Below are 13,942 nucleotides of genomic sequence, written 5' to 3' on the forward strand. Positions count from 1 at the left end.
GGGTGTGATCACAAGATCAGAATTTATGCGCCGTTTCCGCTAACTGCGACCAAATGGGCTTTCACCCGACGCCATTCCCGTGTTTATTCGGTTCGACAACTAGCAAAATGACGGGACAGTTTCATGAATATTCATGAATACCAAGCGAAAGCTCTTCTTCGCGATTGCGGCGCTCCGGTGTCTGACGGCCGCGTGGTTCTCAAAGCTGAGGATGCAAAAACCGCCGCAGGGGCGCTGGACGGCCCGCTTTGGGTCGTCAAGGCGCAAATTCACGCTGGCGGACGCGGCAAGGGCCACTTCAAAGAAGCTTCGGCTGGCGAAAAAGGCGGCGTGCGCCTGACCAAATCCGTTGGCGAGGCCGCAGAAGAAGCCCTGAAGATGCTGGGCCGCACCTTGGTCACGCACCAGTCTGGTGAGGCCGGCAAGGTCGTCAACCGCGTCTACATCGAAGACGGCTCGGGCATTGAGACCGAACTCTATCTCGCGCTTCTGGTTGATCGCCAGACCTCGCGCATTTCCTTTGTCTGCTCCACCGAGGGCGGCATGGACATTGAGGAAGTCGCGGCCAGCACGCCCGAGAAGATTTTGTCGTTCTCGGTCGATCCTGCCACCGGCTATCAGGGCTATCACGGACGCCGGGTTGCGTTCAGCCTTGGCCTTAAGGGCGGTCAGATCAAGCAATGCGTCAAGCTGATGGGTCAACTTTATGATCTGTTCGTGTCCAAGGACATGGAGATGCTTGAGATCAACCCACTGATCGTCACCGACAGCGGCGACTTGAAGTGTCTCGACGCCAAAATGGGCTTCGACGGCAATGCCCTGTATCGCCATGCCGACATTCTGGCTTTGCGGGACGAGACCGAGGAAGACCCCAAAGAACTGGCCGCGTCCAAGTACGACCTCAACTACATCGCACTGGACGGCGAAATCGGCTGCATGGTCAATGGTGCAGGTCTGGCCATGGCGACGATGGACATCATCAAGCTGTACGGTGCGGAGCCGGCTAACTTCTTGGACGTTGGCGGCGGTGCGACCAAAGAAAAAGTGACCGAAGCCTTCAAGATCATCACCTCGGATCCGAACGTCAAAGGCATCTTGGTGAACATCTTCGGCGGCATCATGCGCTGCGATGTGATTGCCGAGGGCGTCATTGCTGCCGTGAAGGAAGTCGGACTTCAGGTTCCGTTGGTTGTCCGCCTTGAAGGCACCAATGTCGAAAAAGGCAAAGAGATCATCAACAATTCCGGCCTGGCCGTAATTGCTGCTGACGACCTTAAGGACGGTGCCCAGAAGATCGTGAAAGCGGTCAAAGGCTGATCTACACACCCGGATTCGGCGGCATGGTCTTGAATGATCGTCCCGCCGGAACCACCTCTTTCCTCGAGGATGACCACGCGCCATGACCCTGCCCTTTGCCCCCATCACCAAGTTCGCCTTGGTCGGCCTGCTTTTGGCGGTTCCGAGTTTGGCAGTTGCGCAATCAGCCCGGGAGAAATCCCAAGAGGCCGGCGGCATTTTTGCCGAATTGTGCGCAAAGTCTTTGCCCGGAATGACCGGCTTGGAAGACAAGGTTCGCGCCATTTCAGCGAAAGCCTTTGCCAATTCCGGCGGCGTCGCGCAGCCCGGCGTCTATGTTCAGGGCGGGTCGATCACAACGGGCATCAGCTTCGGCGCAGGCACCCCGAAATGGAAAGATTCCAACGGCGGCTATTTCTGCCAGACCACCATCTACAATGTGAACCGGACGCAGGCGGTTGCGGACATGATCGCGGCGGTTTCGGCCGTCCATCCGGCGTCGGTTCAATTGACCCAGATCACGCCTACACCAAAAGGCGCACTCGACGCATGGACCGTCAGCGGCGCCAAGCCGGGCATGACCTTGGTTGCATCGCGCGCCCCGCAAAACGGCACGCGGTTCCGTTTGGCATGGAAGGAATGAGCGCGATGCCCATCCTTCCCTGCGCGGATTTCCCGGCGTCAATTTTAATTCTCACCCCGCGCCTGCGGCTCCGCACCGGACCACAGGCGCAAGTCGAAGCCCTGTCCCACCCCGGACAGGCCACCTTCGGCGCACGATAAGACAGTAACGAAAAGGGACAGTCATGGCGGTTCTCGTCGACGAAAATACCAAGGTGATCTGCCAGGGCTTTACCGGCTCTCAGGGCACTTTCCACTCGGAACAGGCCATCGCTTATGGCACCAAGATGGTCGGCGGCGTGACCCCCGGCAAAGGCGGATCGGTTCACCTGAACCTGCCGGTGTTCAATTCGGTTCACGAAGCGCGTCACGTCACCGAAGCCAACGCCTCGGTGATCTACGTGCCGCCGCCGTTTGCAGCCGACTCGATCCTCGAAGCGATCGATGCCGAAATGGAACTGATCATCTGCATCACCGAAGGCATCCCTGTGCTCGACATGATGAAGGTCAAGCGCGCCCTTGAAGGGTCGAAGTCGCGGCTGATCGGGCCAAACTGCCCCGGCGTCATCACCCCAGACGCCTGCAAGATCGGCATCATGCCGGGCCACATCCACAAGCGCGGCTCGGTCGGCGTTGTCTCGCGCTCGGGCACCCTGACCTATGAAGCGGTCAAGCAGACTTCTGACAGCGGCCTCGGCCAATCCACGGCTGTCGGCATCGGCGGCGACCCGATCAAGGGCACCGAGCACATCGACGTGCTGGAAATGTTCTTGGCCGATCCCGAGACCCATTCGATCATCATGATCGGCGAAATCGGCGGCTCGGCCGAAGAAGACGCGGCCCAGTTCTTGGCCGACGAACGCAAAAAAGGCCGCTGGAAGCCAACAGCTGGCTTCATTGCTGGTCGTACCGCCCCTCCCGGTCGCCGCATGGGCCATGCCGGTGCCATCGTCGCTGGCGGCAAGGGCGACGCGGAAAGCAAGATCGAAGCGATGAAAGCCGCTGGGATCGTGGTTGCCGAAAGCCCCGCCGGTCTTGGCGAAGCGGTTTTGAAAGCGATCGGCTAACGCCTCGTTTGACTATATCGATGATCGTCCGGGGCAGTCTGACTGTGTCGGGCGATCAGGGCGATGTCCCACCTGTTTTGATCTGTTCGCCCGCACCAGCGCCAAGTCTCCGGTCCAACCCGCATGAGGTACCCCAATGACCGACCAAAGCCCCAACGATCTTTTTCATGCTTCTTCATTCATGCAGGGGCACAACGCCGAGTACCTTGAACAACTCTATGCGCGCTATGCGAACGACCCTAGCAGCGTGGATGAGGCTTGGCAGGGGTTCTTCCAATCGCTCGGCGATCCGGATCAGGATGTCACCGCTGAGGCCACAGGCCCGTCTTGGCTTCGGCTGGACTGGCCGCCGCAGCCCGACGACGAACTGACCGCTGCGCTGGACGGACAATGGCCGGTATCCAAAGCCGAAACGCAGGCTGCAGGCGATAAGATCAAAGCCAAGGCCAGCGAGACCGGCGTCGCCGTGTCCAACGATCAGATCAAACGGGCGGTTCTGGACAGCATCCGCGCCCTAATGATCATCCGCGCCTATCGGATCCGGGGCCACTTGGTTGCCGATCTTGACCCGCTGGGCATGCGCGAGCAAAGCCCCCACCCCGAGCTTGATCCGCGCTCGTATGGCTTCACCGATGCCGATATGGATCGTCCGATCTTTATCGACAATGTGTTGGGCCTTCAGATCGCGTCGATGCGCCAGATCCTCGACATCGTGAAGCGGACCTATTGTGGCACGTTCGCGCTGCAATACATGCACATCTCCGACCCGGAACAAGCCTCGTGGCTGAAGGAACGGATCGAAGGCTACGGCAAGGAAATTCAGTTTACCCGCGAAGGCCGCAAAGCGATCCTGAACAAACTGGTCGAAGCCGAGGGATTTGAGAAATTCCTGCACGTCAAGTATATGGGCACCAAGCGGTTCGGCCTTGATGGCGGCGAAAGCCTGATCCCAGCAATGGAGCAGATCATCAAGCGCGGCGGCAATTTGGGCGTGCGCGAGATCGTCATCGGCATGCCGCACCGGGGCCGTTTGTCGGTGCTCGCCAACGTGATGCAAAAGCCCTATCGCGCGATCTTTAACGAATTCCAAGGCGGCAGTTTTAAGCCGGAAGACGTCGACGGTTCGGGCGACGTGAAGTATCATCTGGGTGCATCTTCGGACCGCGAATTCGACGGCAACAAGGTCCACTTGTCGCTCACCGCGAACCCCTCGCACCTTGAAGCCGTGAACCCGGTGGTTCTGGGCAAGGCGCGCGCCAAGCAAGATCAGTTTCAGGATCCCGAACGCGGATCGGTGATGCCGGTATTGCTGCACGGCGATGCCGCCTTTGCGGGTCAAGGCGTCGTGGCCGAATGCTTCGCGCTGTCGGGTCTGGTTGGCCACAAAGCCGGTGGCACCATGCATATCGTGGTCAACAACCAGATCGGCTTTACCACCGCACCGCATTTCTCGCGGTCCTCGCCCTATCCTACCGACAACGCGTTGGTGGTCGAAGCACCGATCTTCCACGTTAACGGCGACGATCCGGAAGCTGTGGTTCACGCGGCCAAAGTCGCGACCGAGTTCCGCCAGAAGTTCCACAAAGACGTTGTTCTCGACATTTTCTGCTACCGACGCTTTGGGCATAACGAAGGCGATGAGCCGATGTTCACGCAGCCCGAAATGTACACCAAGATCAAGAAGCAGAAGACCACGCTGCAACTTTATACCGAACGTCTGGTGCGCGACGGGTTGATCCCCGAGGGCGAAATCGATGACATGAAGACTGCGTTCCAAGCCTTCCTGAACGAAGAGTTCGAGGCCGGGAAAGACTATAAGCCCAACAAGGCCGATTGGCTGGATGGGCGTTGGTCGCATCTCAACAAAAAGGGCGAGAAGTACCAGCGCGGCAAAACCTGGATCAACGCCGACACGATGTCCGAGGTCGGAACAGCACTGACCACCGCCCCTGACGGCTTTAACCTGCACAAGACCGTGGGCCGCCTTCTGGAGGCGAAGTCTGCCATGTTCGAATCCGGAACCGGGTTTGACTGGGCGACGGCTGAGGCGCTGGCGTTCGGATCGCTGGCCACCGAAGGCTATCCGGTCCGCTTGGCCGGACAAGACGTGACCCGCGGCACCTTCAGCCAGCGGCACTCGGCCTTTATCGATCAGAAAACCGAAGAACGGTATTATCCGCTTAACCATATCCGCAACGGACAGGCCCGCTACGACGTCATCGACAGCGCTCTGTCGGAATATGCGGTGCTTGGCTTCGAATATGGCTACTCGCTGGCCGAGCCCAACGCGTTGGTGATGTGGGAAGCACAGTTCGGCGATTTCGCCAACGGTGCACAGATCATGTTCGACCAGTTCATCTCGTCCGGCGAACGCAAATGGCTGCGGATGTCCGGCCTTGTGATGCTGCTGCCGCACGGCTTTGAAGGTCAGGGTCCGGAACACTCGTCCGCCCGTCTGGAACGGTTCTTGCAGATGTGCGCCGAGGACAACTGGATCGTGGCGAACTGCACCACACCGGCGAACTATTTCCACATCCTGCGCCGCCAGATTCATCGCAGCTTCCGCAAGCCTTTGGTGTTGATGACACCGAAATCCTTGCTGCGTCACAAGCTAGCGGTATCGACTGCCGAAGACTTCACCAAAGGCTCATCCTTCCACCGCGTCTTGTGGGACGATGCCGAGAAGGGTCATTCGGACACGGTTCTGGCCGCCGACGATCAGATCAAGCGCGTGGTCATGTGTTCCGGTAAGGTCTACTTTGACCTGCTGGAAGAGCGCGACGCGCGGGGCATCACCGATGTCTATCTGCTGCGGATCGAACAGTTCTATCCGTTCCCGGCCCTTAGCTTGGTCAAGGAACTGGAACGGTTCGCCGGGGCGGAAATGGTCTGGTGCCAAGAAGAACCGAAGAACCAGGGTGGCTGGTCCTTCATCGAACCGAACCTTGAATGGGTCCTGCGCCGCATCAAGGCCAAGCACGCGCGTCCGGTCTATACCGGTCGCCCGGCCTCGGCCTCGCCGGCTACGGGTCTCGCAAGTCAACATAAAGCTCAGCAAGCAGCCCTCGTGAACGAAGCGCTGACGATCGAAGGGAAATAACCCGATGTCTACCGAAGTCCGTGTCCCCACCCTTGGCGAAAGCGTCACAGAAGCCACCGTTGCCACCTGGTTCAAAAAACCGGGTGACACCGTCGCAGTGGACGAAATGCTGTGCGAGTTGGAAACCGACAAAGTCACAGTAGAGGTCCCCTCACCTGTGGCCGGGAAACTGGCCGAGATCGTTGCCGCCGAAGGCGATACGGTTGGGGTCGACGCCCTGCTGGCCAGCATTGCGGAAGCAGGTGCCGCCGGACCAGAAGAGACCAAGGCCAAGGCCTCGGTCGCGAAATCGGAAGCCACCGCATCGTCGGACGACGCAGATGCACCCTCGGGCGACGCGGTTGATGTGATGGTGCCAACCCTTGGCGAAAGCGTCACCGAGGCCACCGTGTCCACATGGTTCAAGAAAGTCGGCGACACCGTCGCACAGGACGAAATGCTGTGCGAACTGGAAACCGATAAGGTTTCGGTCGAGGTTCCGGCCCCTGCTGCCGGCGTTCTGACCGAGATTCTGGCCCCTGAAGGCAGCACGGTAGAAGCCTCGGCCAAGCTGGCCATTCTGTCGCCATCGGGCACGGCCACGGCATCCGCTGCGGCCCCCGCCGCCGCTGCGTCTGAACCGAAATCGTCGGGCAAGGACGTAGAGAACGCCCCGTCGGCCAATAAGATCATGGCTGAAAAAGGTCTCAGCGCCGATCAAGTTGCGGGCACGGGTCGCGATGGCCGGATCATGAAGGCTGACGTGCTGAAAGCTGTCACCTCTGCCGCCGCTCCGGCGCCAGCCCCCGCTGCCGCCCCGCGCGCACCGGTTGCCGCGGAAGATGCGTCGCGCGAAGAACGGGTGAAGATGACCCGCCTGCGCCAAACCATCGCCCGCCGGTTGAAAGAAGCGCAGAACACTGCGGCCATGCTGACCACCTATAACGAGGTCGACATGACCGAGGTGATGGCACTGCGCAATCAGTACAAGGACATGTTCGAGAAGAAGCACGGCGTGCGTCTTGGCTTTATGTCCTTCTTCACCAAAGCCTGCTGCCACGCGCTGAAAGAAGTGCCCGAGGTCAACGCCGAAATCGACGGCACTGACATCGTCTATAAGAACTTCGTTCACATGGGCGTTGCGGCTGGAACGCCGACAGGTCTGGTTGTTCCGGTGATCCGCGATGCCGATCAGATGAGCTTTGCTGAAATCGAAAAAGCGATCTCAGAAAAGGGCAAGCGCGCCCGTGACGGCAAGCTGAGCATGGCCGAAATGCAAGGCGGCACCTTCACGATCTCGAACGGTGGCGTTTATGGCTCTTTGATGTCGTCGCCGATCCTGAACCCTCCGCAGTCGGGGATTCTGGGGATGCACAAGATTCAAGACCGGCCCATGGTCATCAACGGCGAAATCAAGATCCGTCCGATGATGTATCTGGCCCTCAGCTATGACCACCGCGTTGTCGACGGCAAGGGCGCTGTGACCTTCCTCGTTCGGGTCAAAGAGGCCTTGGAAGATCCCCGCCGCCTGTTGATGGATCTCTGACGGAGCGATCATGCAGCTTCGGTGGCTCAAGTCTTGGGTGTTCTGGATCATCTTGATCATCTTGATCATTGAGAATGTTCTTGCCTGGAAAGTGACCCTGCCATTTTGGCAGGGTCTGTTCACCGATCCGGCGCATACGGTCACACAGTTACGCGCCATCCCTCTGGCGCATTCGGCGTTTGCCGTGCTCAAAGCGTGCAGCGGTTTGACTTGTCTGGCCGCCCTCGCCGCGCTGATGGCGCTGCGCCCAGCCGCGCGGCACATCTACAAAGTCCATATGATCCTGGCCATCACCGCGTCGGTCCTGCTGGCCGGGAATCGCCTCTATGCCGAGGACACACCAGCGGCGTCGATGCCGCTGACCGTCCTCGGTCTGGTCGTCGTGATTGTGACGGTCTCGGGCGTCTATCTTGGCTTGATCAGACTGGCGCGAAAGCGCATCACCCAATCGCGCGGGGCCCAAACCGGCGCCGACCCCGCGACAGGGACGCCATCATGAGGATACCATGTCACCAGAACTGACGGTTCTTGCCTTGGCTGGCCTGTTGCAGGTCGCACAGTTTGGTCTGGTCTCGGTGTCAACGAACCTTGAGCTTGGGTCGAAGATTACCCTTGGGCCAAGAGATGGCGGGCCGCTGATCGACCGATTGTCGCAGCGAAACGCCCGACTTGCCCGGGCCATGAACAATCATTTCGAAGCCCTGATCCTGTTGACCCTTGCCGTGGTGGTCGTCACCCTTGGCCCCGGCAGCACCCCGTTTACGGCCACTTGCGCTTGGCTTTATCTGGCGGCGCGCATCGCGTATGTCCCGGCCTATTGGCTGGGATTGGCGCCGTGGCGGTCGGTGATCTGGGCGGTGGGATTTGGCGCGACTGTTGCGATGATCCTATCGGCGCTTTGGCACTAACAACGACGGGACGCACCCCACGTTGCGCCCATACAATTCAGACGGCCCGACACGGGCAAGGAGTTTCCAATGGCAGACTATGACGTAATCGTAATTGGCAGCGGCCCCGGTGGCTATGTCTGCGCCATCCGTTGTGCGCAACTGGGCCTAAAAACCGCCTGCGTCGAAGGCCGCGACACCTTGGGTGGCACTTGCCTGAACATCGGCTGCATCCCGTCCAAGGCCCTGCTGCACGCCACCGAAATGCTGCACGAAAGCCAAGTGAATTTCGAAAAGATGGGCCTGATGGGCGGAAAGCCGAAGGTCGATTGGTCTAAGATGCTGGCCTATAAATCCGACGTGGTCGGTCAAAACACCAAAGGCATCGAGTTCCTGTTCAAGAAGAACAAAATCGATTGGCTGAAAGGCTGGGGCGCGATCCCAGAGGCAGGCAAGGTCACCGTGGGCGATACCACGCACACCGCCAAGCACATCATCATCGCCACCGGGTCCGAGCCGTCATCGTTGCCGGGTGTTGAAGTCGACGAAAAGACCGTCGTGACCTCAACCGGTGCACTGGAACTGGGCAAGATCCCCAAATCGATGGTGGTGATCGGCGCTGGCGTGATCGGGCTTGAAATGGGTTCGGTCTATGCCCGCCTCGGCGCGGATGTCACCGTAGTTGAATTCCTTGATGGCATCACGCCCGGCATGGATCTGGAAGTGGCAAAGACCTTCCAGAAAATCCTGACCAAGCAAGGCATCAAGTTCATCCTCGGCGCCGCCGTGCAATCTGTGACGACTGCGAAAGGCAAGGCGACCGTCGCCTACAAACTGCGCAAGGACGACAGCGAAGCCACGATCGAGGCCGACACGGTTCTGGTGGCCACCGGCCGCAAGCCCTATGTCGACGGTCTGGGACTGGACGCCCTCGGCGTGAGCATGACCAAGCGCGGCCAGATCGAAACTGACGGCCATTACGCCACCAATGTCGCAGGGATCTACGCCATCGGTGACGCGATTGTCGGTCCGATGCTCGCCCATAAGGCCGAAGACGAAGGCATGGCATTGGCCGAAATTCTGGCGGGCCAAGCCGGTCACGTGAATTACGGCGTCATCCCCGGCGTGATCTACACCCACCCCGAGGTCGGCTCGGTCGGCAAAACCGAAGAGCAGCTTAAGGACGAAGGCGTCAGCTATAAAGTGGGCAAGTTTCCATTCCTCGGCAATGGCCGCGCCAAGGCCAATTTCGCGGGCGAAGGCTTTGTGAAAATCTTGGCCGATGCGGCCACCGACCGGATTCTTGGTGCGCATATCATTGGCCCAATGGCCGGCGACCTGCTGCACGAGATTTGCGTCGCGATGGAGTTTGGTGCGGCCGCCGAAGACCTTGCCCGCACCTGTCATGCGCACCCGACCTATTCCGAAGCGGTGCGTGAGGCGGCATTGGCCTGTGGCGATGGGGCGATCCACGCATAGCGGGCATGCTTTCTCTGTGGTTGTTCCAGCCAAGATTCGGGCCTATTTGCACGGAGCGCCTAAATGATGGGCGCTCTGAATACCTGAAATGAGCCTTGATATGCACCCGAATCTGATGAACCTGGACCGCGCGTCGACCGATCGTCGCCAAGCTGCCACCGTGAAGCCCGCCGCTGCCAAGCCGCAGTCGCGCCGTGGCTGGGCCCTTCTGACCAGCCTGACAATGGCTGCTGCAAACCAGTCGCGCACCTAATCAGTGCGCGTCTGTGGGCCTTTGGGCCCATCGCTGACGAATGGACACCTGAGGCTGAAACCGGCCTCAGCTAAGCAGCATCCGCAACCCGTGGGTGACATCTGCTCGAACCGAAATGCGCAGCCCCGGCTCATCGCCCGCGTGCAGCGCAGCCAGAATTAACCTGTGTCCACGGGGCGGTTCCGTTCGGTTCAAACGCCCGTACAGCTTTCCCATCGTCGGACCGAGTTGCAGCCAAACGGTTTCAACCATTGCCAGAATCGCCGGGGCCTGTGCCCGCAAATACAGCGTGCGGTGAAATTCCAGATTGGACCGAATGTAGCTTTGCGCATCATGTGCAGCCACGCTTCGCGCCACTGCCTGATTGATGATCTCAAGCCGCTCGATCAGCGCTTGATGCGCCCGCGGCAATGCGCGCGATGACAATTCCGGCTCAAGCAGCGCCCGGATCGACGCCAGTTCTTCGATCCGTTCATTGGACAGTTCCGGGGTACTGACCCGGCCCGACGACGACAGTGTCAGCCCGCCTTCGGCCACCAATCGCCGGATTGCCTCGCGTGCCGGGGTCATCGACACGCCAAACTCAGCCCCAAGACCGCGAAGGGTCAGCGGCTCGCCCGGGCCAATCTCGCCATGCAGGATTCGGGTGCGCAGGGTCCGGTACAGGCGATCGTGGGCCGATGTCTGGCTGTCCCCGGCGAGCGGCCGTGGTCTTGGCGTCCCGCCCCCCGCATTGTCCCGCTCTGTCACGATGGAAACCGGATCATATGCAGATCAGTGCCGGCACTATGAAGCCAGCGCCTTTGGGCACGGTAATCGGGGCACAAGCCTTCGACGACCTGCCAGAATGCCTCGGAATGATTCATTTCCTGCAAATGTGCTACCTCATGCGCAGCGACGTAATCCAGCACCTCTGGGGGGGCCATGGCCAGTCGCCATGAAAACATTAGATTGCCGCTGCTGGTGCAAGAACCCCAGCGCGAGCGCGTATCCCGCAGGGTCAGCCGCCCGTAAGGCCGGCCAAGGCGGTGGGCGTAGCGGTCACAGGCCTCGGCCAGACGTTCCCGGGCCAGCGCCTTCAGAAACCCCGCCACCTGCGGCGCCACGGGCCGGTTCGGGGCCACCTGAAGCCCCCCATCAGGCGTCAGTGCCACCAAGCGTCCCGGCCCCGGCACGATCAGCCGATCGCGACCTTCCACCGGAACCATGCTGCCAAGACAAGGGTCCAATTCCCGGGGGCGCGCAGACAGATGCCCACGCACCCAATCGGCCTTTTCAGCCAGAAACTCTTCTGCCGCCTGCAGCTTCAGTTTCTTCGGCATCGACAAGGTCACCCGGCCATCCAACTGCGACACCCGCAACGACAATCGACGTGTTTGCGCGGACCGGCGCAAGCAGACTTCAATCACAGGATCGCCCGCAAGCACAAGACGCTCTCCGCCTTTGGCCATTCTCTGCTCCATTTTTTGCAAATCCTAGCAACTCGGCGCGGGCTTGTCTGCCCCTGTCGCGGGCTCATCTTCCAGCCCGGAATCGGTCCGCGAAAGCCTTTGACACCAGACTTTTCATGTGGCACGAGGCCTTTTTGCATCTTGACGCAAGTGAATGAAAGGACCCTGAACCGATGTCCAACGAAGAATGGGGAAAGAAACGGCTTTGCCCGACGACCGGCAAACGGTTCTATGACATGAACCGCGTTCCGATCGTCAGCCCTTATACCGGCGAAGTGGTCACCCTCGACACCGGCAAATCCCGCGGTATGGCCGCCGAGAAGGCCAAGCCGAAAGCGGTTGTCGAAGAAGAAGATGTCGTCCTCGAAGATGATGATGATTCGACCGATGTCGATCTGGGCGATGATGTTCTCGACGATGATGACGACGACGAGGATGTATCGCTGGACGATATTGCTGACGTTGCCGGAGACGATGACGATCATTGAAGATCAGGGTGATTTTTCGCTTGAAGTCACCCCGGACCTTCCTTAAAGACGCGCTGTGGCCGGAAACGACCACAGAATTGGGGCCTTAGCTCAGCTGGGAGAGCGCTTGCATGGCATGCAAGAGGTCAGGGGTTCGATCCCCCTAGGCTCCACCATTCCACCACAGTGGAATGAATTTTACCCAATCACAGTCGGTTAACTATCGCGTCCAAATGGATGCGTCTGGCGTCCGCCATGGCGCGGTGCTTCCCTGCCCTGCCCCATGTTTTGAGCGGCACGCGCGGATGCGAATATGATCACCCAAAACGCCACCGAATGATTGGCCGGTCCTGCGATCCGTTGACGAAGCGCCGGGGATCGAGATTGACCGTGGTGCCGACACCGGGTTTCGCTTGCATATGCGGCACCAACCGGTATAACGCCGCAACTTCCGCACAATGCAACTTGGCGCAGGCTCTCGTGAACGGGCGCGGAAGGGTCGTCCCGTTCTATGAAATGCGCCCGTAAATAAGGAATCGCACATGCCGCTGTACGAGCATGTCTTCATCTCGCGCCAAGACCTGTCGAATACGCAGGCCGAGGGTCTCGTCGAGCATTTCTCCACGGTTCTTTCGGACAACGGCGGTAGCGTCGTTGAAAGTGAGTACTGGGGCGTCAAGACGATGGCCTACAAGATCAACAAGAACCGCAAGGGCCACTACGCCTTTCTGAAGTCCGACGCACCGGCGCCGGCTGTTCAGGAAATGGAACGCCTGATGCGCCTGCATGACGACGTGATGCGCGTCTTGACCATCAAGGTTGACGCACATCCCGAAGGACCGTCGGTCCAAATGCAGAAACGTGACGAACGGGATCGCGGCGACCGCGATCGTCGTCGTTGATCCGCGCGCAGGAAGGATATTAAATCATGGCTACCAAACCATTTTTCCGTCGCCGCAAGGTCTGCCCGTTCTCCGGTCAGGATGCCCCCGCGATCGACTACAAGGACACGCGCCTGCTGCAACGCTACATCTCTGAGCGCGGCAAGATCGTTCCGTCCCGTATCACCGCCGTTTCGGCGAAAAAGCAGCGTGAGCTGGCCCGTGCGATCAAACGCGCTCGCTTCCTCGCCCTGCTGCCCTATGCCGTGAAGTAAGGAGCGCACCGATGGATGTCATTCTACTGGAACGCGTCGCCAAGCTCGGCCAAATGGGCGAAGTGGTGTCGGTCAAACAGGGCTATGCCCGCAACTTCCTTCTGCCTCAAGGCAAGGCCCTGCGCGCAAGTGCGGCCAACATTGCCCGTTTCGAGGACCAGAAAGTTCAGCTTGAAGCGGACAATCTGGAGACCAAGAAAGAAGCAGAACAGGTCGGCGCAAAGCTCGACGGCAAGCAGTTCGTCGTGATTCGTTCGGCGTCGGATTCTGGCGCGCTTTACGGCTCGGTCAGCACCCGCGACGCCGCCGATGCAGCCAACGACAACGGCTTCACCCTCGACCGGAAGCAGGTTCAACTGAGCCGTCCGATCAAGGATCTGGGTCTGCATGACGTGCACGTCACGCTGCACCCAGAAGTCGAAATCACGATCACGCTGAACGTTGCTCGTTCCGCCGAAGAAGCCGAATTGCAGGCTTCGGGAAAAACCATCCGCGAACTGGCTGCCGAAGAAGAAGCAGCAGCCGATTTCGAGATCGCCGAACTGTTCGACGATATTGGTGGTGCGGCAATGGACGACGACGAAAGCGGCGACCGGACCCCTCAGCCTCGTCTCGACGACGACGCTTGATTTATGGCCGG

16 protein-coding genes and 1 tRNA gene are annotated in these 13,942 nt (G+C 59.8%); 15 read left to right on the top strand and 2 right to left on the bottom strand.

Going from position 1 to position 13,942, the window contains the following annotated elements:
* Positions 1–123: 123 nt before the first annotated feature.
* The 10 genes from sucC (at position 124) to BV911_RS19530 (ending at position 10,228) form a co-directional block, all read left to right on the top strand.
* Positions 124–1,317 carry an ADP-forming succinate--CoA ligase subunit beta gene (sucC, locus tag BV911_RS03975; protein WP_086052299.1) on the top strand — a complete coding sequence of 398 codons (1,194 nt, stop codon included), beginning with the start codon at positions 124–126 and terminating at the stop codon, positions 1,315–1,317.
* Between the two features lie 82 nt (positions 1,318–1,399).
* Positions 1,400–1,939 carry a hypothetical protein gene (locus BV911_RS03980; protein ID WP_086052300.1) on the top strand — a complete coding sequence of 180 codons (540 nt, stop codon included), beginning with the start codon at positions 1,400–1,402 and terminating at the stop codon, positions 1,937–1,939.
* A 5-nt stretch (positions 1,940–1,944) separates the two neighbouring features.
* Positions 1,945–2,079, top strand: coding sequence for a hypothetical protein (locus tag BV911_RS20205; protein ID WP_256388238.1), 135 nt, complete (start codon positions 1,945–1,947; stop codon positions 2,077–2,079).
* Between the two features lie 23 nt (positions 2,080–2,102).
* Positions 2,103–2,984: a succinate--CoA ligase subunit alpha gene (gene sucD, locus BV911_RS03985; protein WP_086052301.1), complete on the top strand. Its 882-nt coding sequence runs from the start codon at positions 2,103–2,105 to the stop codon at positions 2,982–2,984.
* 136 nt (positions 2,985–3,120) lie between these two features.
* Positions 3,121–6,084 carry a 2-oxoglutarate dehydrogenase E1 component gene (locus BV911_RS03990; protein WP_086052302.1) on the top strand — a complete coding sequence of 988 codons (2,964 nt, stop codon included), beginning with the start codon at positions 3,121–3,123 and terminating at the stop codon, positions 6,082–6,084.
* Between the two features lie 4 nt (positions 6,085–6,088).
* Complete coding sequence (gene odhB / locus BV911_RS03995) at positions 6,089–7,609, top strand: 2-oxoglutarate dehydrogenase complex dihydrolipoyllysine-residue succinyltransferase (protein ID WP_086052303.1); 1,521 nt, start codon at positions 6,089–6,091, stop codon at positions 7,607–7,609.
* A 10-nt stretch (positions 7,610–7,619) separates the two neighbouring features.
* Entirely contained in the window at positions 7,620–8,108 is a 489-nt protein-coding gene (locus tag BV911_RS04000) for a hypothetical protein (protein WP_086052304.1), read from the top strand.
* Between the two features lie 7 nt (positions 8,109–8,115).
* Positions 8,116–8,517, top strand: a complete 402-nt coding sequence (locus BV911_RS04005) for an MAPEG family protein (protein ID WP_086052305.1) — start codon at positions 8,116–8,118, stop codon at positions 8,515–8,517.
* Positions 8,518–8,586: 69 nt separating this feature from the next.
* A complete protein-coding gene (lpdA, locus tag BV911_RS04010; protein WP_086052306.1) occupies positions 8,587–9,975 on the top strand; it encodes a dihydrolipoyl dehydrogenase in 1,389 nt (462 codons plus the stop codon).
* Between the two features lie 100 nt (positions 9,976–10,075).
* Positions 10,076–10,228: a hypothetical protein gene (locus tag BV911_RS19530; protein ID WP_168183970.1), complete on the top strand. Its 153-nt coding sequence runs from the start codon at positions 10,076–10,078 to the stop codon at positions 10,226–10,228.
* 66 nt (positions 10,229–10,294) lie between these two features.
* Here BV911_RS19530 and BV911_RS04015 read toward each other — a convergent pair whose 3' ends face one another.
* Both BV911_RS04015 and BV911_RS04020 read right to left on the bottom strand, forming a co-directional pair.
* Positions 10,295–10,978, bottom strand: coding sequence for a GntR family transcriptional regulator (locus tag BV911_RS04015; RefSeq protein ID WP_086052307.1), 684 nt, complete (start codon positions 10,976–10,978; stop codon positions 10,295–10,297).
* Entirely contained in the window at positions 10,975–11,679 is a 705-nt protein-coding gene (locus BV911_RS04020) for a M48 family metallopeptidase (RefSeq protein WP_086052308.1), read from the bottom strand. The genes BV911_RS04015 and BV911_RS04020 overlap by 4 nt, the downstream gene beginning before the upstream one ends.
* Positions 11,680–11,852: 173 nt before the next feature.
* Here BV911_RS04020 and BV911_RS04025 point away from each other — a divergent pair, with 173 nt between their 5' ends.
* From BV911_RS04025 to rplI, 5 genes are all read left to right on the top strand, one after another.
* Positions 11,853–12,167, top strand: a complete 315-nt coding sequence (locus BV911_RS04025; protein WP_086052309.1) for a TIGR02300 family protein — start codon at positions 11,853–11,855, stop codon at positions 12,165–12,167.
* Between the two features lie 79 nt (positions 12,168–12,246).
* Positions 12,247–12,322 (top strand) — tRNA-Ala (locus tag BV911_RS04030).
* 366 nt (positions 12,323–12,688) lie between these two features.
* On the top strand, positions 12,689–13,048 hold the full coding sequence (gene rpsF / locus BV911_RS04035) for a 30S ribosomal protein S6 (RefSeq protein WP_086052310.1): 360 nt from the start codon (positions 12,689–12,691) through the stop codon (positions 13,046–13,048).
* 26 nt (positions 13,049–13,074) lie between these two features.
* A complete protein-coding gene (gene rpsR, locus BV911_RS04040) occupies positions 13,075–13,302 on the top strand; it encodes a 30S ribosomal protein S18 (protein ID WP_086052311.1) in 228 nt (75 codons plus the stop codon).
* A gap of 11 nt (positions 13,303–13,313) precedes the next feature.
* Entirely contained in the window at positions 13,314–13,931 is a 618-nt protein-coding gene (gene rplI / locus BV911_RS04045; RefSeq protein WP_086052312.1) for a 50S ribosomal protein L9, read from the top strand.
* Positions 13,932–13,942: the final 11 nt, after the last annotated feature.

The organism is Pseudoruegeria sp. SK021 (genome assembly GCF_002119405.1).
Taxonomy (GTDB): domain Bacteria; phylum Pseudomonadota; class Alphaproteobacteria; order Rhodobacterales; family Rhodobacteraceae; genus Meridianimarinicoccus.

Excerpts from the sequence above, each read along its gene's own strand:
- BV911_RS19530 (WP_168183970.1), top strand. The coding sequence starts at position 10,076 with ATGCACCCGAATCTGATGAACCTGGACCGCGCGTCGACCGATCGTCGC.
- sucD (WP_086052301.1), top strand. The coding sequence starts at position 2,103 with ATGGCGGTTCTCGTCGACGAAAATACCAAGGTGATCTGCCAGGGCTTT.
- BV911_RS04005 (WP_086052305.1), top strand. The coding sequence starts at position 8,116 with ATGTCACCAGAACTGACGGTTCTTGCCTTGGCTGGCCTGTTGCAGGTC.
- BV911_RS04000 (WP_086052304.1), top strand. The coding sequence starts at position 7,620 with ATGCAGCTTCGGTGGCTCAAGTCTTGGGTGTTCTGGATCATCTTGATC.
- BV911_RS03980 (WP_086052300.1), top strand. The coding sequence starts at position 1,400 with ATGACCCTGCCCTTTGCCCCCATCACCAAGTTCGCCTTGGTCGGCCTG.
- BV911_RS03990 (WP_086052302.1), top strand. The coding sequence starts at position 3,121 with ATGACCGACCAAAGCCCCAACGATCTTTTTCATGCTTCTTCATTCATG.
- BV911_RS20205 (WP_256388238.1), top strand. The coding sequence starts at position 1,945 with ATGCCCATCCTTCCCTGCGCGGATTTCCCGGCGTCAATTTTAATTCTC.
- odhB (WP_086052303.1), top strand. The coding sequence starts at position 6,089 with ATGTCTACCGAAGTCCGTGTCCCCACCCTTGGCGAAAGCGTCACAGAA.
- BV911_RS04025 (WP_086052309.1), top strand. The coding sequence starts at position 11,853 with ATGTCCAACGAAGAATGGGGAAAGAAACGGCTTTGCCCGACGACCGGC.
- rplI (WP_086052312.1), top strand. The coding sequence starts at position 13,314 with ATGGATGTCATTCTACTGGAACGCGTCGCCAAGCTCGGCCAAATGGGC.
- rpsF (WP_086052310.1), top strand. The coding sequence starts at position 12,689 with ATGCCGCTGTACGAGCATGTCTTCATCTCGCGCCAAGACCTGTCGAAT.
- sucC (WP_086052299.1), top strand. The coding sequence starts at position 124 with ATGAATATTCATGAATACCAAGCGAAAGCTCTTCTTCGCGATTGCGGC.
- BV911_RS04020 (WP_086052308.1), bottom strand. The coding sequence starts at position 11,679 with ATGGCCAAAGGCGGAGAGCGTCTTGTGCTTGCGGGCGATCCTGTGATT.
- lpdA (WP_086052306.1), top strand. The coding sequence starts at position 8,587 with ATGGCAGACTATGACGTAATCGTAATTGGCAGCGGCCCCGGTGGCTAT.
- rpsR (WP_086052311.1), top strand. The coding sequence starts at position 13,075 with ATGGCTACCAAACCATTTTTCCGTCGCCGCAAGGTCTGCCCGTTCTCC.